Consider the following 23,336-nt stretch of genomic DNA (forward strand, 5'->3'; position numbering starts at 1 on the left):
ATGGAAGTAATGGAATACAGACTGAAAGTTTATTTATTAAGAGATATAAAGCAGGAGGATGCATTAACTAACATTGCAAAACTTGTGGATAGTTCCTTTTTAAAAAATGAAGAATTAAAAGAAATGCATAAGAAAAATATATATAAACCTTACTGTTTTAATTCTTTTTTTCCATTGGAAAAAGACGGAGTACATAAAGAAGGAAATATATATACTGTAATTTTAAGAATGTTGAATGTATCTGAAACTTTAAAAATTCATTTTGAGAAAGTTTTGGTAGGGTGTTTTACAGACAGTATAAAACTTCTTACAGTAGAAAAAAGAAAAATTTATCCCAAAATGATTGAAAAAATTTATTCTTTAACACCTTGTATAGTGAAAAATGATGAAGGATATTGGAGAGATATGTTCAGTATTATTGATTTTGAGCGTTGGTTGAAAGAAAATTTGATAAAAAAATATAATTATTTTTATAATGAAAAAATAGATGAGAATTTTGAACTTTCCAATTATATAGTATTTGAAAATAAAGGTCCGATATCTGTTAAAATGAAAAATATAAAATTGCTTGGTGAAAAAATAACATTACATATAGCACATAATGAAACTGCCCAAAGGTTAGCCTATATGGCTTTAGGAACAGGTATACTTGAGGTCAATGCCAGAGGATTGGGATTTGTCAATTCCCGTTTTTACACTTAAAGGAGGTAACGGTATATGCTAAATGAAGTAATGGAAATATTTGAAAAGGAATATTCAGAAAAACAAGATAAACTTATAACGGATTCTTATATTTTATCTGTGGGAACATATGTAAAAATGAATTTAGACGGGAACTATGAAATTTTTGAAATTGATAAAAATTTTGATAAAGATTCTGATATATATGAATATTTTAGAGAACGAGATTATTACTCCACTTTAATTGATATGAATAAACCTATTGATCCGAAAAAGAAAATTCATTCAAATCAAATATACTCATTTTTTGTAAAAAAAGAAATACTCGAAACTATAGATAATGCAAAAAAACTCACAAATGAAATAATAAATAAATATTATGAAATATTATCGGAACCTGAAAAAAAATATTCCAAAAATGCAAAGGAAATATTTTTAGGAATAGAAAAAAAGGATAGAATAACTGATAAAGAATTAGTTCAAAAAATAAAAAATAGTATTATAAATAATTTAGATAACATAAGAGAAAAGTATAAAAGAGATAAAAATTATTTGAAAATATTTATTGATACTGATATTGAAGAATATAAAAAAGAACAGAAAAAATATTTATTACCTAATATTTATAATACTGTAGATTATAATGAAAAGTTAGAAAATAATAAAATTTACGGGCTTCCCAATAATAATATGCAGCTGAACAGTAAAAAAATATATTTGAAAAATAAAACTAGAAAAAATGAAGTTCCTATACTGGTATCTACAGAAAAAATATTACTGCAGAATAACTTGTTTAAGTATCTTTTTAATTGTGCAAATGAGGGACGGTATGATGTTTATTTTGACAATTTGAAAGATGAGATAATTTCTTTGGAAAAAGGGAAATTACCCGATAGAGAAATAAGGGGATATTATTTAAGATTAAAAAAAGGAAAAGAAGTTGAAATACATGATATAGATATTGTAACAGAATATTCTACAGACATATCTATAATACTTCACGAATATTTAGAATATGAAAAAAAGGACTTTAAATTTGAAATCATAAATTATGGAGAAGACTTGGAGAATTTAAAAAGATTAAGTCAAGTAATAAATGAAGTTTTATTTAATAAATATCTTAATAATAATTATTATTCCACTCCCAAAGATATTAAAATATATGATGAAAATTTAAAACAAAATTTATTATTTACAAGAAAAGCATTTCATACTTGGTTTTATAAAGGAAATGATACTCAAGTAAAACAAATATGGGATAAGTTGTGTTTATCTTTAATAAAACATAATGTGTTAAATAAAAGAAAAGAGAAAGCGATAGCTCAGTTTAATTTATTTTGTGAATTAAAAAAATATTTTAATAAAGGAGAAAATAAAATGGCGGATATATTGCAGGAAAAAATAAAATTATTGAAAGAAAAGCTAGATTCCGGTAAAGATGATGAAAAATTATATGATGATAGTGAATATTTTATAGCAATGGGACAGGCAGCAGGTTATTTAATAGATAAAAGTCTGTCCTCTCGTAAGGAAGTATTAAATGGACAATATTTAAGAAATTTATTAAATATAAAAAATGATAAGAAATTAAAGAGTAATTTAAAAAGATTATTAGTGAAATATTCATATGCAGCAGGTGAATTTCCAAAATTTAAAAAATTAACGGCTATGGTCGAAGGATATGTTTTAGATAATCCCGGAGTAATAAATGAAGATCTTATTATAGCCGGTTATTTGCATAAAAATATAATGTATATGAAAAAAGAAAATAAATAAAATGGAGGATGATATTTATGAAGACAAAAATTTTTGGAGTATTTGGGATTAAAAGCGTAATGGCAAACTGGAATGCAGATTTTTCAGGATATCCAAAAGAAACAAATAATGGGGAAATATTCGGTAGTGATAAAGCATTTAAGTTTCCTATGAAAAAAATGTGGGAAAACACAGGAGAAAAAGTTTTATATATAAAATCTTATAAGATAGCTGATGAAAAAGAAAAAGAGAGAGTTGTAAGACCTAAATCTCTTAAAGAAAGATATGAAGAAATTTTTGAAGTGGAAGATTTAAAAAAAGAGAAAGATCAGGAAAAAGTTCTAAAAAACTTGTTTAAAGCAATAGATGTCAAGAACTTCGGTGCGACATTTGCCGAAGAAGGAAATAACATTTCCATAACGGGAGCAGTTCAGATAGGACAGGGATTTAATAAATATGAAGAAACTAATGCAGAGGAACAGCAGATATTATCTCCGTTCAGAGCTGAAAATAGAAAACAGAAAGAAGAAGGAACTGAGGCAGATGCCTCTACATTAGGAACTAAAATTGTAACTGATGAAGCACATTATATATATCCTTTTGCGATTACTCCGAATTCGTATAATGAATATGTAAAATTAGGAGTTACTGAAGGATATACGGAAGGAGATTACGAAAAATTTAAGAAAGCAGCTTTAATAGCAGCCACTTCATTTAATACAAATTCAAAGATGGGATGTGAAAATGAATTGGGAGTATTTATTGAAGTTGAAAATGACAGATATTTACCCGATTTGGCACAATATGTGGAATTTGAAAAGAGAGAAGGAGGAAAAAATATCATAAAATTAGGATTTTCAGAATTAGTAAATGGGGTAAAAGACGATATTAAGGGAATTGAAATTTACTATAATCCTTATACAACTGAAGTTAAAGGAGAATTGGAAAAGGCTAAATATTTTAATATTTTCACAATGAAAGAGGTATAAACATGAGAGAACAAGCAGTCAAGTTTACATTGAAAGGAAAAACAGCCTTTTTCAAGCAGCCTGATGTCAATTCATACGTTTATTTCACATACGGCCATATACATAAAATTGCTCTGCTCGGTATATTCGGTTCGATTTTAGGATTGAAAGGATATAATCAGCAGGGAAAGAAAAATAAGTTTCCTGAATTTTATGAAAAACTCAAAGAAATAGAAGTTTCAATTATTCCCAAAATATCATATATTCCAAAAAGTCTTCAGGTTTTTAACAATTCAGTGGGGTATGCATCAAAAGAAGAGGGGGGGAATTTAATAGTTAAGGAACAATGGCTTGTTAATCCTGAATGGGCTGTTTATTTAAAAGTGAATGATGAAAACGAAATACTGAAGGAGTTAAAAGAAAGGTTGCTAAATTATAGATTTATTTTTAATCCTTATTTAGGAAAAAATGATCATTTTGCAACAATAGAAAATACAGAAATTTTAAATTTGAAAATTTATGAAGATGTTGAAAATATTGAGCAAATAGACAGTATTTTCCCTTCAGAGATAATAGAAAAAATAGATAATCAAAGAAAAGCTGATATATTCAAATATGAAGAATTTTTACCTGTAAGTTTAAATTCTCAGACAAATCATTATGAATATGAAAAACTGTGTTTTACAAATAATGATGTGGAACTATGTAAAGAAGTTAAGCTTTACAGTGTTGAAAATAAAATTATTTATTTTATATAGTATATAGCGGAGGGATAAATGCAAATAGAAAATGTGGAACTATTTGATTTGGACGGTAAGATTAAAGAAATAGATAAAATGTATGCTCATACTAAAGAGAACTATAAAGAAACATTAAAGGAACATCTTTATAAAACTTATGAATATTTTCTGTTTTTAGTAAAAGAAAAAGGATTGGGAAAGCAGATAAAGTTTTTGGCTGAAAAACTGAAATTATCAGAAGAATCTGAAAAATTATTTTTGAAATTTTTCGTTAATGCAGTATTTTTACATGATATAGGTAAAATCAATGTAAATTTCCAAAGTGTAAAAATGAAGAACGACATATATATAAAAAATGATGTAGATAAGAGTGATACCAATCACTCTTTATTATCTGCATTTATTTATTTAAATATTTATACAGAAGAAGTAGAAGTAATAATGTCCAAAAAAGAAAAACGTATTTTGGAGGGGATACTTTTTCTAAACAGTTATGCAATATCGAAACATCATAGTTCTTTTGATATAATTAACGAGTATGGAAAAAAAATAGGAAACTTTATGAAAAAAGAAAAATATAAAGACACATGTCAACATTACGAGGTTAAAAAATTTAACCCGACTATTTCAATTAATGATGTATGTGAGAAAATACCTCCTGAGTATGTATTCATATATATCAGGTTTCTTTTTTCCTGCATATGTACGGCGGACTTTTATGCTACAGGAAGTTTTATGAACAGTAAAGCTCAAAATACTTTAAATACGATAAAAGATGAGAAAATTATAGAAAAATACAGAAATACCGAACTTTATAAAATAATCGGTAAAAGTGTGAAAGTAAATGATTTAACAAATGTTTCCGATATAAATATTTTAAGAACAAATTTATTTAAAGAAGCGGAAGAAAATATAAAAAATAATTTAAATGAACGGATTTTTTATCTTGAAGCTCCTACAGGAAGCGGGAAAACTAATATGTCTATTAATCTTGCAACAGTTCTGTTGGAGAATGACAAATCATTGAACCGACTGTTTTACATATTTCCTTTTAATACTTTAGTAGAGCAGACGGAAAAGCAGTTATTGGATATATTCGGAGAAAATTATATAGCTACTTTAAATTCCTTAACTCCTTATAAGGAAAATAAAAAAAGTGATGAAGAGGATTTTGGTAAAGATTATGAGCAGATTCTGCTTGATAGGCAGTTTATACATTATCCTATTGTTGTAACAACCCATGTAAACTTTTTTTCATATTTATTTAATATCGGGAAAGAAAGCATATTTACATTGGCAAATGTAGCTAACAGTATTATTATCTTCGATGAAATTCAATCATATAAAAACAGTATCTGGAAATATGTCATCAATCTTCTTGAAAAGTATGCGGAATTTTTAAATTTAAAAATAATAATTATGTCGGCAACATTACCTAAACTAAGTAATCTTACAGGAGAAAAAGTAGTTACTTTAATCGGGAATCCGAAAAAATATTTTGAACATCCTATTTTTAGAGAAAGAGTAAAACTTGACTATTCATTGCTTAACTTTGAGCTAAAAGGAAATTTTGACAGAAATATGGAAGAAGAAAAGTTGCTACTAAAAATAAAGGAAATTGCAAAGAAAAATGATGGAAATATATTAGTGGAATTTATAAGAAAAAAAACTGCATATGAATTTTTTGAAAAACTAAACAGTTTAAATTTTGAAAATAGGAAAATAATGCTTATAACTTCTGACGACAATAAAATTGAAAGAAACCGAATTATAAATTATTTAAAAAATGGAAATGAAGATGTAATACTTGTTGCTACTCAAGTAATTGAAGCGGGAGTGGATATAGATGTGAAATACGGGTTTAAAAATATATCAACATTGGACAGTGAAGAACAGTTTCTTGGAAGAATTAACAGAAATTCCCGGAAAAAAGGAGCAGTTGTATTTTTCTTTTATTTAGATGATCCTAAAAGAATTTATAAAGAAGATCATAGGCTTGGAGATGAACTTTCTCTTACATTATTAAATGAAAAAAATAGGGAAAATCTTTTAAATAAAGATTTTAATTCATTTTATGAAGCTGTTTTCAGAAAAATTGTTAAAAAAATAGAAAAAAATGAAAAAGGAAATGAAGAGGACATAAATAGAAATTTCAGAGATTTAAATTTTTTCGAAATAGAAGCGGTTTTTAAACTTATCGATGAAGATAAAAATGTATTTAAAGTATTTCTTAACAGGAATATCACTGATGAAAGTGGAAATATAATAAATGGGCAAGAAGTGTGGAACGACTTCTTTAGTATTCTGATTGATCAAGAAATAGGATTTGCAGAGAGAAAAGTAAAGTTATCTCAAATATATTCAAAATTGAATAATTTTATTTACGAAATTAGAGGAACACAGATAATAACATATACTGATATAATAGGAGATATTTATTATATTGAGAATGGTGAAGATTATTTTGAAAATGGGAAACTGAACATTAAAAAATTGACAGGTGAAGAAGTGGAATTTATTTAATATGATTTTGAGAGGAGGAAAAACTCTTGAAAATAAATGGAACTTTAATAAATTATTATTTTCACTGTAAAAGACAGTGTTGGTTATGTGCCAATAGATTAAATATGGAAGATGAAAGTGAGGAAGTGAGAATAGGAAGAGTTATCCATGAAAATATGGCAATGGATAATGAAAATTCTGAATTAAATGTGGAAAATATAAAAATAGATAAAATAACTAAAGAATATTTAGTGGAAGTAAAGAAATCAGATGCAGATGTACAGGCTGTAAAATGGCAGGTTTTATTGTATCTAAAGATATTAAAGGAAAAAGGAGTGGAAAGAAAAGGGAAAATAGAATTTGTAGAAAAAAATAAACAGAACAGTAAAACAATTTATCTGGAACTTACTCAAGAATTGGAAAAAGAGTTGGAATTATTAATGGAAGAAATAGAAGATTATATCCATAAAAAAAATCCGAGTGAAGTTTTAAATGATAAAAAATGTAATAAATGCTCATATTATTCATATTGTTACATATAGAAAGTGAGGAAAAAAGTATGTCTTCTTCAACACGTTATATCACATCAATGGGAGAATTAAGCAGAAAAGATAATTCGCTGATTTTTAGAAATGATAAAGGGCATAAATATATACCGATAGAAGGTGTAAAAGTAATTTATTGTTTGAATGAAGTTTCAATTAACAGTAAACTTCTGGATTTTTTGGCAAGAAATAAAATAATAGTTCATTTTTTTAATTATTACGGATATTATTCAGGAACATTTTATCCCAAGGAAGCGTATATAAGTGGAAAAGTAACTATTGCACAAGTGAAAAAGTTTGAAGAAAACAGGCTTGAAATAGCAAAGGCAATAGTGAAAGGGATCGGGATAAATATATATGAAGTGTTGTATCATTATTATAAGCATGGTTATAAAGAACTGAAGCCTTTATTAAATTGGTTAAACAAAGAAACGGGAATAATATTGAACAAACTCGATAATATTAAGCAAGTTCTTTACTTGGAAGGGAGTATATGGAAAAGGTTTTATGAAACTTTTCCGATTTATTTACCTGAAGATTTTATGTTTAATAAAAGAGTTAAAAGGCCGCCTGATAATCCTATGAATGCTTTAATTTCTTTCGGAAACAGTATGCTTTATACAAAAGTTATCTCTCAATTGTATAAAACTCATTTAAATCAAGGAATCAGCTATCTTCATGAACCTTTTGAATCGAGGTTTTCATTAAGCTTGGATATTAGTGAAGTGTTTAAACCTGTAATAGTGTATAAAACTATATTTGAACTGGTAAATAATAAAAAAATACAAGTGAACAAACATTTTGAAAAACAGCTGAACTATTGTCTATTAAATGAAAATGGAAGAAAAATATTTATTGAAAATTTTGAAAAAAGGTTGGAAAGCTCTTTTGAACACTCTAAGTTAAAAAGAAAAGTTACATACAATACGGCAATAAAATTAGAGGGATATAAATTAATAAAAAATTTAGTAGAAGGTGAAAAATTTATACCGTTTAATTTAAAGGAGAAAATTTGATGAAGCTTGATAAAAATTATAATTATGCTTTTGTTTTTTATGATATACAGGAAAAAAGAGTAAATAAAGTTTTTAAGATTTGTAAAAAATATTTGGAACATCATCAAAAATCGGTTTTTAGAGGGAAAATATCGCCTTCACAAATATTAAAGCTGGAAAAGGAATTGAAAAAAGTAATTGATGAAAAATATGATTATGTAAGTTTTGTCTTAATGGTCAATGAATATAATTTTTTTGAACATAGCTTAGGTGAATGCAAAGAAGATGAACTATTTATTTAAATGAAAAAAGATTTACATATGTTTTTTAAATTGTTTATTGATTTGAAAAAATTATTATAAATAAAAGCCATATTTATTATTTAATATATTAATAAAAATAAAGGAACTAATTTTGAAAATTTTAAATAAAATGTAGTAATATTTTTTATGATAATAGTATTGTTTTTTAGCTTTTTTGACGAAATTAGGATATTATAATTTTTAAATTATATAATAATTAATTTTAACTCTAAAGATATGTTGATTAAAAATATGTTTAAAATAAAAAAACTGACTTGACGGTATATAAATTATATCCAAAAACTTATATTTAATAACATTATAAAATAAATTATTAAAAAAATATTGTCGGTTGGAAGAAAAAGATATACAATGATTGATATGATAGGTATGCTCTACTATGATAAATACTAAATATGATAGAATTAATCAGCATTGAATAAGAACATGTGATGTATTTAAATTGTTAAATGATTATGAAACTTTTATTTTTTCTATAGATTGAATAAGAACATGTGATGTATTTAAATAACGAGATACTGAAAGAAACAAAAGAAAACAGTAAATTGAATAAGAACATGTGATGTATTTAAATCTTTTAGATATAGGTGCAACTTCAAGAGGAGCATATATTGAATAAGAACATGTGATGTATTTAAATTATTCTTTTAATGTACTAGGAAGTATTGATATAGGAATTGAATAAGAACATGTGATGTATTTAAATGTGTTTTAATTACAGCGTGGATAGCTTCCTCCCCTAATTGAATAAGAACATATGATATGTTAAGTATTGTAAATTGAAAAATTCTTAAATTATAAAAAATTACAATATTATTGATTTTTTAGGTATATTTTAATATAAAGGGTTGTTTAAATATGTTTTCTATGTAATAATAGATATAAAAAATAATCAAAAAGAAAGGAAGAATTGAATAAATATATAATTTATTCTGATACAAAGTATGTTGAAAAAATTTTTAATATTATTTCTATTATTATCTTCGCTAAGTTTTACAGTTCAATATGAAATTGTAAAAAAATCAAATGTAAATTTAACAATATCTGGAATGAAATCTAATGCTGAAAAGATTGCAAATAAAGTAAAAAATGAAATAGAGAAAAGAAAATTAATAGAAAATATAAAAAAAGGATATAAATCTCGACTTTCAAAAAGTGACAGAAACGAAATTGAAGAAAAATTTTTAAATATAATGTTTACTTTTTATCTTCGAATATTTGAAAAGGAGCTAGAAAATACTAATATACAAATAGAAAAAATAAATTATATTTCTTTTAATAAAGCAATTGTAACTTTGATGATTAAATTTCCTGATGAAGCCTACTTTCAAGAAGAAATATTTGAAAAAAAAGTAGCTGAGGCATTTGAAAAGAAAACAGGAGAAAATTTAGAAAAATTAGATTTTGATATATTAGTTGAAGAAAAGGCAAAAAAATTATTGGATGAGCTTTCAATTGTTATAAATAAAGTATTTGAAAAGGAAAAGATAAATGTTAAAAATTATAAAATAAAAAAGAAAACAATTAAAGCTGTAAAAATTAATAAAAACTGGGAAATAGAGGGTATACTAAGCATATTTGATTAGCTTTTAATAAATAAGATTGTATATAAGAAAAAGTAGTAAATATAATAATTTTAAGCATTTAAATTTTATTATTCACAATCGAAAGAGCATATAAAAATTATATAAATATTTAAATCTAAAGCTATTTAACTGTAAAAATGGTTGTTTATATAAAGTTGTCTTATTTATAATAAATTTATTAAATTATAAAAATGGTATATTAAAATCAATTAAAGATAAGTGAATTTTAATTTTTAAATATAGTTAGAAAAATAATTTTAACTTATAAGGCGTTATCTTATTAATTTAACTCAGGATATTAAAAAATATAATACTGATAAATATTTTATAAGTTAAATATAAAATTATTTTATTAAGAGATAATTATTAAAAATAATCATTAAAATGTTTATAGATTTGAGATTTTACATATAAAATAAAAACTTGAAAACTCAATATTTTCCATGTGTAAAAAAAATAATAAAATATTCTTGACAAAGAACAAATAAATATGCTAAACTTAGCAAGTAATGTGTGGGTGAATGTCCGAACGGCTAAGGGACCGGTCTTGAAAACCGGCAAGGCGAAAGCTCTCAGGGTTCGAATCCCTGTTCACCCGCCATATTTATTTAAATATTGTGGAGAAGTGGCAGAGAGGCCGAATGCGCTCCCCTGCTAAGGGAGTATCCGGGCTAAAACTTGGATCGAGGGTTCAAATCCCTCCTTCTCCGCCATTTTTTTGTATAAAATGCATCCATAGCTCAATTGGATAGAGCGTCTGACTACGGATCAGAAGGTTGTGGGTTCAACTCCTGCTGGGTGCGCCATCTAATTTTTAATAAGTTTATATAAATTTTAAATGAAAAATACTCACTGATTTTCAGTGAGTATTTTTCAAAACGTTATTTCTATATCATTATAGTTATATACTATGTTTTAGATTTTTTATTGAAAGTGAAAGTAAACAGAATTCAGCAATCTTAAAAAATCTAAGCAGTATTAACTTTTTCGGGGCATTGAATTTTTTGTCTTATGAAATATTTTTTAATACTTTAATATCTTATTTTTTTAGATATTAAATAAATGGAATTATTACTACTTTTTATAAATTTTGATAATAATTAATTTTTTAAAATATTTATTATATTAAAAAAATATTGACAATTTTAGTATAACTTTCTAAAATGTATTTAAAAACGAGATGATTATTAATGTTTAATGGAAAATTAATAAAGTAAAAAATAAAGGTAAGTATAAAATAAAAAAATTTTGTAAAAAATTAAAATTGTCAAATATAAAAATAAGAAGAAAAATTAGAAAAGACAATTATAGTAATTAGATATAATATATTAAAATTGAATAAAGGAGTCAGATTTATGTGAGTAGGATGCATTGTAGTTTTAGTTGTAAGTGCAGGTGTACTTATAGATGATATAAAGAAAAAGAAAGAAATAAAAGATGAAAAAGATAAAGAAAAAAATGAAACTTCGTAAAAAGACTTTTATTTTTAAGAAATTGAGGCATAATATTGAGGTAAATTATAAAGAAGATAGTTTTTTACTATGTTTATTTTTTCAGGGATAAGATTTATAGGAACTTGTAATTAATTATATTCTTAGAAATTTAATAAACAATATTTATTATGATAGTGATGATTATTGTGTGTTATATTGTACAAATATACAAATAAAGAAAAAATATTGAGATTATATTTATTTTTAAATGGAAAAGAGAAAAATAAATATAAATGATTTTTTGTAAGATACTTCTATAAATTTTATTGTAAGAGTCTGTATATGACACCGATGATGAGAGAGTATATACAGGTATTAAAGTTAATAGTGATTATATTGAAGAATTTGAAAATTTTCAGAAATTTTGAATGAAAAGGTATTATTTTACTGAAGATAAGGTTTATTAACCAATATAAAAACTGAAAATACACGATCTGGTGAAAATAAGAAAGTTGAAAAAAGTAGTATGAAATTTCTGATATTAAAATTTTTGTTAATGATTTTTTTACTTATGTAACAAGGAGTTTAGCGAATAAATGCTTTTTTATTGAAAAAATAGAAAAAGTGTGGTATTATTCATAATATTAATTTAGCTAAAAAGAAATTGTTAAGTTTTTTTTAGTTGTGCGTGTCAAATTTATATTTGTATACGTTATTTTTTATTGAAAGGTAGATTAGGTGAATAATTATGGCAAAAATTATAGTCCCTGAAAATTATGATGCAAAATATGGGATAATGGAAACTGAAAAAGCTATAAAATTAATAAAAGATTTTTTTGAGGCGGAACTATCAAAGGAATTAGGATTAACCAGAATATCAGCACCATTATTTGTAAAAAGAGAAACAGGACTGAATGATAATTTGAATGGAGTAGAAAGACCTGTAAGCTTTGAAATGAAAGATTATGAAGGTAAAATTATTGAAATTATACATTCGTTGGCAAAATGGAAAAGATTGGCATTAAAAAGGTATAAAGTTTCTTTAGGAGATGGTATTTATACTGATATGAATGCAATAAGACGTGATGAAGAATTGGATAATACTCATTCAATTTACGTGGATCAGTGGGACTGGGAGAAAGTTATTACAAAAGATCAAAGAAATATAGAGTTTTTAAAAGAAACTGTAAGAAAAATATATAATGTGTTCTTAAAAACGGAGGATATGCTTGTAAATAAATATTCTAAATATAAAAAATTTTTACCTGAAAAAGTTACATTTATAACTTCGCAAGAATTAGAAAATATATATCCTAACTTATCACCTGAAGAAAGAGAAAATAAATTTGCAAAAGAAAATGGAGCTATTTTTATAATGCAAATAGGAAAAATTCTTAATTCAGGTAATAAACATGATGGAAGAGCTCCTGATTATGATGATTGGGAATTAAATGGAGATTTGATTATGTGGAATCCTGTACTTGATAAAGCTTTGGAATTATCATCTATGGGAATTAGAGTAGACGAAAAATCCCTTGTAAAACAACTAGAAATTTTACATTTAGAGAATAGAAAAAAACTTCAGTATCATAAGATGCTTTTAAATGGGGAACTTCCATTAACAATTGGTGGAGGGATTGGACAGTCAAGGATTTGTATGTTTTTGCTTCAGAAAGCACACATTGGAGAAGTTCAGGCTTCAATATGGTCTGATGAAATAGTGGAAATATGTGAAAAAAATGGAATAAATTTGTTATAAATTAATAATATAAATTTAATAATGAAATTTTAGAATAAGTGGTAATAATTAATTAATTTATTTATTTGTTTATTATACTGCTTATTCTATTTTTTTGGTTGTTTTTATTAAAGTAGAAAAATATTACAAATTATATATTTTATTTTTTATAAAATTCAATAAAATTATTAGTAAAAAATGATTTTTGATTTTTTAGAGTACATACTACTTGTAATTCTGGAATTGTTTCTAATTTATGAGATGTTCTCAAAGATTAAAAGCAAAATAAATATGCTTTATTTTTGAAGAAAATAATACAAATTGAAGTAACTGTTATTTTTTAACTTTAAAATAATTATATAAATAGTTTAAATTTATGATAGTAACGAATATTAAAAGTTATTTATAAAATTCAATTCCCAACCTAAGAATATATAAATTATATGAAAAAACTGATTTTTAAGTATTATAAAGTAAATTATCAAAAAAATGTTGTCACTTGGGAAAAAAAGGTATATAATAAAAATATAATCTGAGATTTTTATTATGAGGAATATTAGATATTATAGAATAAATCGGCATTGAATAAAAACATATGATGTATTTAAATGAAAATGGGAAAATATATGCGTTAGGAAATTCAGGAATTGAATAAAAACATATGATGTATTTAAATATTGCTTTTTCCATTGTTTTTTCTGCTATTTCTTCCATTGAATAAAAACATATGATGTATTTAAATTTTATTAATTCTTGCGTGTTTGCTTTTTCTCTGTTTATTGAATAAAAACATATGATGTATTTAAATACTTCAATACTGTTTTTGTCGAATTCTTTTATAACAGCATTGAATAAAAACATATGATGTATTTAAATATGGAAACGAAACAAAACAAGCTATCAAATATACAATTGAATAAAAACATATGATGTATTTAAATTTATAAATCTACTCTCTATTCTAGACCTTAGCTGATATTGAATAAAAACATATGATGTATTTAAATATATTAAAACCATAACTTTGGCTTGTATTCCTTCTAATTGAATAAAAACATATGATGTATTTAAATATTTTTTCCTCAATAGTCATAACTTACTCCTTAAAATTGAATAAAAACATATGATGTATTTAAATGAAAAAGAAAACGTAATTGAAAATTTAGAAGGAATATTGAATAAAAACATATGATGTATTTAAATAGAGAAGACACGGGATGTATATAGGAGATAATGAGATTGAATAAAAACATATGATGTATTTAAATTACTCCGGAGTATACTTATCATCTTCAGAATAATAATTGAATAAAAACATATGATGTATTTAAATTATTTTATAAGCTCCAATTCCGTCCTATCTGCATGCATTGAATAAAAACATATGATGTATTTAAATTAGTTAAAGACTTTCTTATATATCTCAGTACTCATATTGAATAAAAACATATGATGTATTTAAATATAACATGCTCCTTATTGGAGTATTGGTTTATTAAAATTGAATAAAAACATATGATGTATTTAAATTTGTGTAGCTCTTCTTGGGACATTTTTTGTCCCTTTATTGAATAAAAACATATGATGTATTTAAATACTACAAGACTTTTTACCCCTTTTATTCCCGCTATAATTGAATAAAAACATATGATGTATTTAAATTACTCTTGTATCTTTTTAATGTCAATTTCTTCTTTATTGAATAAAAACATATGATGTATTTAAATTTCCGTAAAAATCCCCATATTCGTAGAAGTTTTTGTAATTGAATAAAAACATATGATGTATTTAAATTGGTCATATCTGGGAGTCATTATTGCCTCAGCTAGAATTGAATAAAAACATATGATGTATTTAAATTACTCCTACTTTATTGTTCAAAATTATATAATCTTATTGAATAAAAACATATGATGTATTTAAATTCTTTTGACATATCCTTAACAGTTTCCGGATTAAAATTGAATAAAAACATATGATGTATTTAAATTTCTGCCATTTTTGCTTATATATTGCATAGTTATGATTGAATAAAAACATATGATGTATTTAAATTTCTTTCACCCATTATTCTTCCTCAATTTCTATTTATTGAATAAAAACATATGATGTATTTAAATAAATTAACCATCCCTGAAGCATACCTTGAAATTCCAATTGAATAAAAACATATGATGTATTTAAATAGCATAAACATAGCTGGTATTCCAACAAGGGATTTTATTGAATAAAAACATATGATGTATTTAAATTGTCATATTTTATAGGATGATATTACTATTAAAATATTAAAAGATATTATATTGTTAGAAAAAATTAAAAGCATTTTGTTTAACTTCTTCTTTTTTGACATAAGACTAATTTAATAAATGCTTAAGAAAAACATAAATTGAAATTCATAGTATTGCATTATATTAAAAAAAATGTTATTATTCTAAAATATATGTTAACGTAGGAATATATAAATAAAAATGTAGGATAGTAGGAGGAAACAATGAAAAAAGTATTATTATTACTGACATTAGTTACAGTATTTATTTTAAGTTGTAAGAAAGAAAAAAGCAGTGTAGAAGGGCAGAAGGAAAAGAAAAAAATAAAAATCGGAATTACACAAATAGTTACTCACCCAGCTTTAGATAGCGCAAGAAAAGGATTTAAAGATGCTATTGAAGAAGTAGGACTAGAAGTAGTGTATGATGAAAAAAACGCTAATGGAGAAATAACAACAGCAAATTTAATAGCAAACAATTTTGTGAATTCAAAAGTAGATTTAATATATGCTATAGCTACAAGTACAGCTCAGGCAGTAGTCCAATCGACTAAAGAAATACCTGTAGTTTTTTCTGCAATTACAGATCCTGAATCAGCGGGTCTAGTAAGAGAAAATGTAACAGGAATAAGTGATAGAGTGGACATTAAACAACAGTTGGAATTATTAATGAAAATAAATGGTGAAATAAAAAAAATAGGAATAATATACAATTCATCGGAAGCGAATTCAAAAATACAAGTAGAAGATTTAAAAAAAGCAGCAAAGGAGTTTAATATTGTTATTATTGAAAAAAGTGTTACTCAGGTAAGTGAAATTCCACAGGTATCAGATAGTCTCATAAGAGAAAGTGATGCTATTTATTTGCCTACTGATAATTTAGTTGCTTCGGTGGTGAATTTGATAACAGAAAAAGCAGTAAATGAGAAAAAAATAGTATTTGGGGCAGAAGCAGCACATGTTAAAGGTGGAGCTTTAGTAACTCAAGGAGTAGATTATTATGAAATGGGAAAAGAAGCCGGGGAATTAGCTATAGAAATATTGAAAAATAATAAAAAGCCTTCAGAAATAAAGTATAAAGCAATGGAATTAGGAGATATAATTGTAAATTCAAAAGTACTTGAAAAATTAGGTATTAAATTACCTGAGGAAATAGAAAACAAATTGAAAGTTATAGATTAAAATTAATGTGATAAAAAAGTGTGGAGGAATTAGAGTATGAAAAAAGTGTGGTTATCGGTGTTAGTTTGCTTAATGATTTTAATGTGTGGAGATAAAAAAGAAGATAAAAATATGAATACAAAGGATAATACTTTTGAAAAAAGTTATAAAATCGGAATTACTCAAATAGTTACTCATCCGTCTTTAGATTTGGTAAAGGACGGGTTCAAAAAAGCATTTGAGGAGGCAGGAATTAAAGCTGACTTTGATGAAAAAAATGCTGAAGGTACTATAGCAAATGCGAATTTAATTGCAAATAATTTTAAAAATGATAAAAAGGATATAGTTTTAGGTATAGCAACTCCTTCGGCACAAGCTTTGGTAAATAATATAGCAGATATTCCGGTGCTATTTTCAGCAGTAACTGACCCGATAGAGGCAAAAATTTTGAATAAAAATGTTACAGGAACAAGTGATAAATTAGATAATGTGGGAATGCAACTGGATTTATTGTTAAAATTAAAACCGGATATAAAAAAAATAGGGGTTCTGTATAATCCATCTGAACAAAATTCTATTGTACAAATAAGAGAAATTGAAGCAAAAGCAAAAGAGAGAAAACTTGTAATAGAATTACAGGGAGTTACTTCTTTTGGGGAGATGCCTCAAGTAATAAAACTTTTATTAGGAAAAACAGATGCACTGTATTTACCTACAGATAATTTAGTAGTATCTGCCATAAAACTAATAACATCAGAAGCAATAAATGTAAAAAAACCTGTAGTTTCAAGTGAAAGTTCTTCAGTTGAACAAGGAGCATTATTTACAATGGGACTTAATTATTTTGATTTGGGAAAAAGAACAGGAGAAATGGCAATTGAAATATTAAAAGGAAAACCTGTTTCAGAAATTCCTTTTGAAGTATCAAAGAAAACTACTTTATTTGTTAATGAAGATACTGCGAAAATATTAGGAATTGATATTAAGAATCCTGAATTAGTAAATGCAACTTTAGTAAAATAATAAATTAAAAAGGAAATTTAGAAAGAATGAATGAATTATTAGTATTTATACAGAGTCTTCCAGAGGCTCTCAAAACCGGATTTATATATTCTATAATGGTAATGGGAGTATATATAACATATAAAATTTTAGATTTCCCTGATTTGTCAGTTGAGGGAGCTTTCCCAATGGGAGGATTTATATTTGCAGCTTTTGCACTATCTAAAAATGGATTTTTTGGAATAACAAATCCCATAATGGGACTAATATTAGCAACTATCGGTGGAATGTTTGCAGGCTATGTAACAGGAGCATTACATGTATATTTGAATATTGAAGGATTATTATCTGGGATAATAGTTATGACGGGACTTTATAGTATCAATTCAAGAATTATTGGTGTTTCAAATACTTTTATTCCTCCTGAAAGAAGTATATATGAAATAGTATCCTATAATAAAAATTTTGTTGTATTTTCAATTATTTTTATAATATTATTAATATTAAAAGGATTTTATGATTATAAAATAAAAGAAAACAAATATGTAATTAGATGTATGATAGTATATATGGGACTTGTTTTTATTTTAATATTTTATGTTTTTTTTACAAAAGATATAAAACTAATGTTAACAGTTTTAATAGTATTCATATTAAAAATGATTTTAGACTATATACTTACTTCAAAATTTGGATTTGCTCTCAGAGCATTAGGTAATAATGAACAGCTTGTAGTCAGTCTTGGTGTAAATGAAAAAAGGTTAAAAATATTTGGATTAATGCTCTCAAACGGTTTTGTTTCACTTTCAGGAGCATTGTTTGCCCAATCAATAAAAGTTGCTGATTTACAATTAGGAGTAGGGGCAATAGTAATAGGTCTTGCAGCAATAATATTGGGATTAGGAATAATAAAGAAATCTCAAGCAGTAAACGAAGTTTCAATAGTTATTTTAGGTTCTCTTTTATATTATTCTATAATAAATATTGCACTATTATCAAATAACTGGACTACAAACTTGTATGATGTATTAGGATTAAATGATAATATGAAAAATATATTACAAATAAAGCCGACAGATGTAAAAATAATTACAGCTATTATCCTAACTGGGATTTTATGGAATGAAATCTTGAAGAAAGTTACTAAAGGTAAAAAGAAAGCAAAACTAATTCAAAGAGAAAGAGGGATGTAAATGATAGAAATAAAGAATTTATATAAAACTTTCTTTTCAGAATTAGGAACTGAAAAACAAGTATTCAAAGATTTGAGTTTGAAAATAGATGATGGTGATTTTATAACAATTATAGGAAGTAATGGTGCTGGGAAATCAACATTATTAAATGTATTAAACGGTCAAGTTAGTCCTGATAGTGGGATGATTATTATAAATGGTAAAAATATTACTAATATTGAAAAACATAAAAGAGCTCAATGGATTTCCCAAGTATACCAGAATCCTACCCAGGGGACCGCTCCTTCAATGACAGTTTTAGAAAATCTTTCTATGGCTAAAAATAAAGGAGGAAAATTTAATTTTACTTTTGGATTGGATATAAAAAATATTAATTTTTATAAAGAACAATTAAAAAGTATAGGATTGGGGCTCGAAAAGCAGCTTTTTTCAGAAGTAGGATTACTTTCTGGGGGACAAAGACAATGTTTATCTTTGATAATGGCAACATTAAATCGTCCTGAAATACTGTTACTTGATGAACATACTGCTGCTCTTGATCCACAAACATCGGAAATAATTCTTGAAAAAACAAAAGAACTTGTTGAAAAAAATAATATAACAAGTTTAATGATTACACATAATATGCAAGATGCAATAAGCTATGGGAATAGATTGATAATGCTTCATGCAGGAGAAGTAATTTTTGATATTACGGGAAAAGAGAAAAAAAATCTGACAGTAGAAAAACTGCTTGAAATGTTTAAGTCTAAAGAAGCGAATTTATCTGACAGAGATATATTTTAGTATAAATAAAAAAATTCAGTAATTTTATGAAAAATTTAGTTGCATTATTTTATGAAGTTGCTGAATTTTTTATTGCTTTATGAGAGTCTTAGAAAAGATTTGAATATTTAAGTCGTTTTATTGCTGATATTACACTTTTTTATTTTAAAGATTATAAAATAATTTTAAAAATCAAAAAAATACATATTATGTACTAAAAAATTTATAATGATTTTTAATAAATTTTCCCAACCCGGTAGTGTATAAAGTGTTTAAAAGTAAAATATTTAAGGATGTTATAAATAATTATAATAAAAATAGGTTGTAACTTGGTAAAAAAAGAGGTATAATTATAATAAAAATTAACTTTCTTCATTATGGTTTATATTGAAACAGAAAGTTTTGATCGGAATTGAATAGAAACATATGATGTATTTAAATAAGAGCTTATAAAGTAGCTCTTTTTTTGTTTCAAAATTGAATAGAAACATATGATGTATTTAAATTTTTTAAACCTCTTTTTTATTGATTACACCTTTTGATTGAATAGAAACATATGATGTATTTAAATTTGAGTATCTGAGTTATAGGTTCTAATGAATCTAACATTGAATAGAAACATATGATGTATTTAAATACATTGTCCACATTGTGTAAAATGTATTTTATATTTATTGAATAGAAACATATGATGTATTTAAATCTTTCTGTAACATATGTATCTAATTCTTCAAATAGATTGAATAGAAACATATGATGTATTTAAATCAATTGCCAAGATTTGAGTATTTCGGGAAAGCAGAAATTGAATAGAAACATATGATGTATTTAAATCTTATCCTCTCCCTACATATAATGAAGTCTTCTCTTATTGAATAGAAACATATGATGTATTTAAATTAAAAAATAGGTGTTAATACAACAGCTTTTACAAGATATTGAATAGAAACATATGATGTATTTAAATAAAAGTCAACACTTTTTTTTAAAATGTATAAAAAAAATTGAATAGAAACATATGATGTATTTAAATATATTGGGGTAGTCGATTAATAATAACAAAAAATAATTGAATAGAAACATATGATGTATTTAAATTATTTATTTTCTTTTGATAAGAAAGTAATATTTAATATTGAATAGAAACATATGATGTATTTAAATCTTATCCTCTCCCTACATATAATGAAGTCTTCTCTTATTGAATAGAAACATATGATGTATTTAAATAGAGATCCCTTATTAAATTGACTCTTCTCACTTGCTATTGAATAGAAACATATGATGTATTTAAATCTGTTCCGTAACGTGTTCCGCTGTAACGTATTCCAAATTGAATAGAAACATATGATGTATTTAAATTCAGTATAGAACTTTGGTTATTTATAGTTTCGGTAAATTGAATAGAAACATATGATGTATTTAAATTATCTATCAGGAGTATGAATAGGATAGATTATAACCATTGAATAGAAACATATGATGTATTTAAATTAAAAATATAAAAAATGCAAATATATAAAATTAGGAATTGAATAGAAACATATGATGTATTTAAATGGAAAATTGACGGTTAGTGCTATGACTAATGAAATAATTGAATAGAAACATATGATGTATTTAAATTACTCTACTATAGCTTCAGGAGAACTGAGGACTTTATTGAATAGAAACATATGATGTATTTAAATTTCTGCTTGGTAATTCTCCAAGCCCATTTATCCCAATTGAATAGAAACATATGATGTATTTAAATAGGTTATAGGATTAATGACACCGAAAACATAGAAATATTGAATAGAAACATACGATGTATTTAAATATTTTAAGAGCTTCCACGCCTCCGTCCGCTCCAAGAATTGAATAGAAACATATAAAGTATTTAAGCAATTAATAATGGAATTTTATAAAAATGAAAATAATTATTAAATAGAAGAAAAATATTTAGGAAAAATTAAAAGAGTAGAAAATAAAAAATTAAGGAAAGAAGTTATATATAAAAATTTATTAAAAATTTAAAATAAAATAAGAAAATTAGAAACGGAAAAAGAACTATTAAAAGAAGAAATGAATATATTTTTAGAAATAATTATAAAAGGTTGAAGTTAGGAAAGTATATAAGAAATAATTTAGGATAAGATAAAAATACAAATTTTTTGTATAGAAATGTAATTTAAATAATAATTTTTATTATAGAAATGATTAAATTAATTTTCAAAAATTGTAAATTAGGCTGTTTCATAAAGTATAAAAGTATATGGCATATAGCTATGGGCTTTCTTTTGACTTATAAGATAATTTCAATGCTCTCTGTAAATAGAAGTATTTTTTAGAATTTTAATAAATATTTTTTATTAATCATATTAGTTTATTTAAGTAAAATTTATTATATATCTTAAGTTATATAATATTAGTAACACTGTATTAAAAAGGAATTTGAAAAGAGATTCCCTTAATAATATATTTACATTGAGTAAGAATGTTTCTTTCGTAGGAATTAAAGAATTTAGCCTTAAATTTTATAATTATATTTTATAGATGATTTCAATATTTAAGAAAGATATTCTTTTGAAAATCTGTTTAAAAAGTTCTGCATTATATTTTTATTATTTGCATTTACTATAATTTTTTTGCTATAGTGCTAATTTAAAAAAAATTTCAAGCAATAAGGAAAATATTTATTGTTAATATAGAAATTTTAATAATTCAAAGAAATTATATTTATATGGAATGTTATTACTAAATGAAAATGAAAAGAAAGGGATTTAACAAAAAAATAAAAAATTCTATTTTATTCATTTTTTATGTAGGAATGGTATTGATAATAAAAAATAGAAAGTTAATAAGGTACAAAAATATGTGAATTCATAAATTTTTATATATTTACTTTTTATAAAATTCAGTAAAAATAATGATTTTTAGTTCTTTGAAATATATATTGTTTATAATTGTAAGATTATTTTTGATTTACAAAGCAATTCCGAATATTTTTTATTTTACTATAAAAAATTAAAATAATAGTTGAAATTAATATAAAAATATAGTATAATAATCAAAGATTATTAGTGGTCGCATAGCTCAGTTGGGAGAGCACCTGCCTTACAAGCAGGGGGTCATTGGTTCGAGCCCAATTGTGACCACCATTTTTATGGAGGTGTAGCTCAAGTCTCGTCACTTCCGCCATTTTGCCCAGATAGCTCAGTCGGTAGAGCAAGGGACTGAAAATCCCTGTGTCCGTGGTTCGATTCCGCGTCTGGGCACCATTATAAATTAGAAAGAATTATAGAGTGTGATTTAGTATTTATACTGAGTTACATTTTTTTACATTTTAAAAAAGTATTTAATAAAAGAAGATTATGGGTTTAAATATCCAAAAATATTGAGATAAATATATGAAGTAATGAAGAATAAATCATATTATTTTCCCAACTTAGAAATGTAAAAACTAATTAAAAATCAAATTTTTAGCTTATGTAATAAAATTATGAAAAATATTAGTTTAGTTGGAAAAAAGAGTACATAATAATAAATATAACAGGTTTCTGTAATATTTAAAAGATGTTAAAATGACAAATTTAATCGGAATTGAATAGAAACATATGATGTATTTAAATCAGTATACACAATTTTCCTTTGTGTACAATGTATAGATTGAATAGAAACATATGATGTATTTAAAT

The 23,336-nt window shown here is 24.6% G+C and carries 14 protein-coding genes, 5 tRNA genes and 3 CRISPR repeat arrays; all 19 genes read left to right on the forward strand.

Annotated elements, in window-relative coordinates; all coding sequences use genetic code 11:
- Window positions 1–702, forward strand: coding sequence for a CRISPR-associated endoribonuclease Cas6 (locus tag EII29_RS08740; protein ID WP_125237147.1), 702 nt, complete (start codon window positions 1–3; stop codon window positions 700–702).
- Between the two features lie 15 nt (window positions 703–717).
- Entirely contained in the window at window positions 718–2,457 is a 1,740-nt protein-coding gene (locus EII29_RS08745) for a hypothetical protein (protein ID WP_125237148.1), read from the forward strand.
- A gap of 17 nt (window positions 2,458–2,474) precedes the next feature.
- Window positions 2,475–3,425: a type I CRISPR-associated protein Cas7 gene (locus EII29_RS08750; protein ID WP_125237149.1), complete on the forward strand. Its 951-nt coding sequence runs from the start codon at window positions 2,475–2,477 to the stop codon at window positions 3,423–3,425.
- Between the two features lie 2 nt (window positions 3,426–3,427).
- Window positions 3,428–4,162 carry a type I-B CRISPR-associated protein Cas5b gene (gene cas5b, locus EII29_RS08755; protein WP_125237150.1) on the forward strand — a complete coding sequence of 245 codons (735 nt, stop codon included), beginning with the start codon at window positions 3,428–3,430 and terminating at the stop codon, window positions 4,160–4,162.
- Between the two features lie 18 nt (window positions 4,163–4,180).
- Window positions 4,181–6,667, forward strand: coding sequence for a CRISPR-associated helicase Cas3' (gene cas3 / locus EII29_RS08760; protein WP_125237151.1), 2,487 nt, complete (start codon window positions 4,181–4,183; stop codon window positions 6,665–6,667).
- A gap of 26 nt (window positions 6,668–6,693) precedes the next feature.
- Complete coding sequence (gene cas4, locus EII29_RS08765) at window positions 6,694–7,188, forward strand: CRISPR-associated protein Cas4 (RefSeq protein WP_125237152.1); 495 nt, start codon at window positions 6,694–6,696, stop codon at window positions 7,186–7,188.
- 17 nt (window positions 7,189–7,205) lie between these two features.
- Window positions 7,206–8,207, forward strand: a complete 1,002-nt coding sequence (cas1b, locus tag EII29_RS08770; protein WP_125237153.1) for a type I-B CRISPR-associated endonuclease Cas1b — start codon at window positions 7,206–7,208, stop codon at window positions 8,205–8,207.
- Window positions 8,207–8,488, forward strand: a complete 282-nt coding sequence (gene cas2, locus EII29_RS08775) for a CRISPR-associated endonuclease Cas2 (RefSeq protein ID WP_125237154.1) — start codon at window positions 8,207–8,209, stop codon at window positions 8,486–8,488. The genes cas1b and cas2 overlap by 1 nt, the downstream gene beginning before the upstream one ends.
- 434 nt (window positions 8,489–8,922) lie before the next feature.
- Window positions 8,923–9,281: direct repeats of the CRISPR family, unit length 30 nt; unit sequence ATTGAATAAGAACATGTGATGTATTTAAAT.
- A gap of 172 nt (window positions 9,282–9,453) precedes the next feature.
- On the forward strand, window positions 9,454–10,095 hold the full coding sequence (locus tag EII29_RS08780) for a hypothetical protein (RefSeq protein WP_125237155.1): 642 nt from the start codon (window positions 9,454–9,456) through the stop codon (window positions 10,093–10,095).
- Window positions 10,096–10,610: 515 nt separating this feature from the next.
- Window positions 10,611–10,696, forward strand: a tRNA-Ser gene (locus EII29_RS08785).
- Between the two features lie 18 nt (window positions 10,697–10,714).
- Window positions 10,715–10,808, forward strand: a tRNA-Ser gene (locus EII29_RS08790).
- Window positions 10,809–10,824: 16 nt separating this feature from the next.
- Window positions 10,825–10,901: transfer RNA gene (locus tag EII29_RS08795), tRNA-Arg, on the forward strand.
- Between the two features lie 1,375 nt (window positions 10,902–12,276).
- A complete protein-coding gene (gene asnA / locus EII29_RS08800) occupies window positions 12,277–13,287 on the forward strand; it encodes an aspartate--ammonia ligase (RefSeq protein ID WP_125237156.1) in 1,011 nt (336 codons plus the stop codon).
- A 559-nt stretch (window positions 13,288–13,846) separates the two neighbouring features.
- Window positions 13,847–15,518: a CRISPR direct-repeat array (repeat unit 30 nt; unit sequence ATTGAATAAAAACATATGATGTATTTAAAT).
- A gap of 242 nt (window positions 15,519–15,760) precedes the next feature.
- Window positions 15,761–16,717, forward strand: coding sequence for an ABC transporter substrate-binding protein (locus EII29_RS08805; RefSeq protein WP_125237157.1), 957 nt, complete (start codon window positions 15,761–15,763; stop codon window positions 16,715–16,717).
- Between the two features lie 36 nt (window positions 16,718–16,753).
- Window positions 16,754–17,719, forward strand: a complete 966-nt coding sequence (locus EII29_RS08810) for an ABC transporter substrate-binding protein (RefSeq protein WP_125237158.1) — start codon at window positions 16,754–16,756, stop codon at window positions 17,717–17,719.
- A 26-nt stretch (window positions 17,720–17,745) separates the two neighbouring features.
- Window positions 17,746–18,891 carry an ABC transporter permease gene (locus EII29_RS08815; protein ID WP_125237159.1) on the forward strand — a complete coding sequence of 382 codons (1,146 nt, stop codon included), beginning with the start codon at window positions 17,746–17,748 and terminating at the stop codon, window positions 18,889–18,891.
- On the forward strand, window positions 18,892–19,677 hold the full coding sequence (locus tag EII29_RS08820; protein WP_125237160.1) for an ABC transporter ATP-binding protein: 786 nt from the start codon (window positions 18,892–18,894) through the stop codon (window positions 19,675–19,677).
- A 390-nt stretch (window positions 19,678–20,067) separates the two neighbouring features.
- Window positions 20,068–21,544: a CRISPR direct-repeat array (repeat unit 30 nt; unit sequence ATTGAATAGAAACATATGATGTATTTAAAT).
- Between the two features lie 1,179 nt (window positions 21,545–22,723).
- Window positions 22,724–22,799 (forward strand) — tRNA-Val (locus tag EII29_RS08825).
- A 44-nt stretch (window positions 22,800–22,843) separates the two neighbouring features.
- A tRNA-Phe gene (locus EII29_RS08830) sits at window positions 22,844–22,919 on the forward strand.
- Window positions 22,920–23,336: the final 417 nt, after the last annotated feature.

This window comes from Leptotrichia sp. OH3620_COT-345 (assembly GCF_003932895.1).
In the GTDB taxonomy this organism is placed as follows: Bacteria; Fusobacteriota; Fusobacteriia; order Fusobacteriales; family Leptotrichiaceae; genus Pseudoleptotrichia.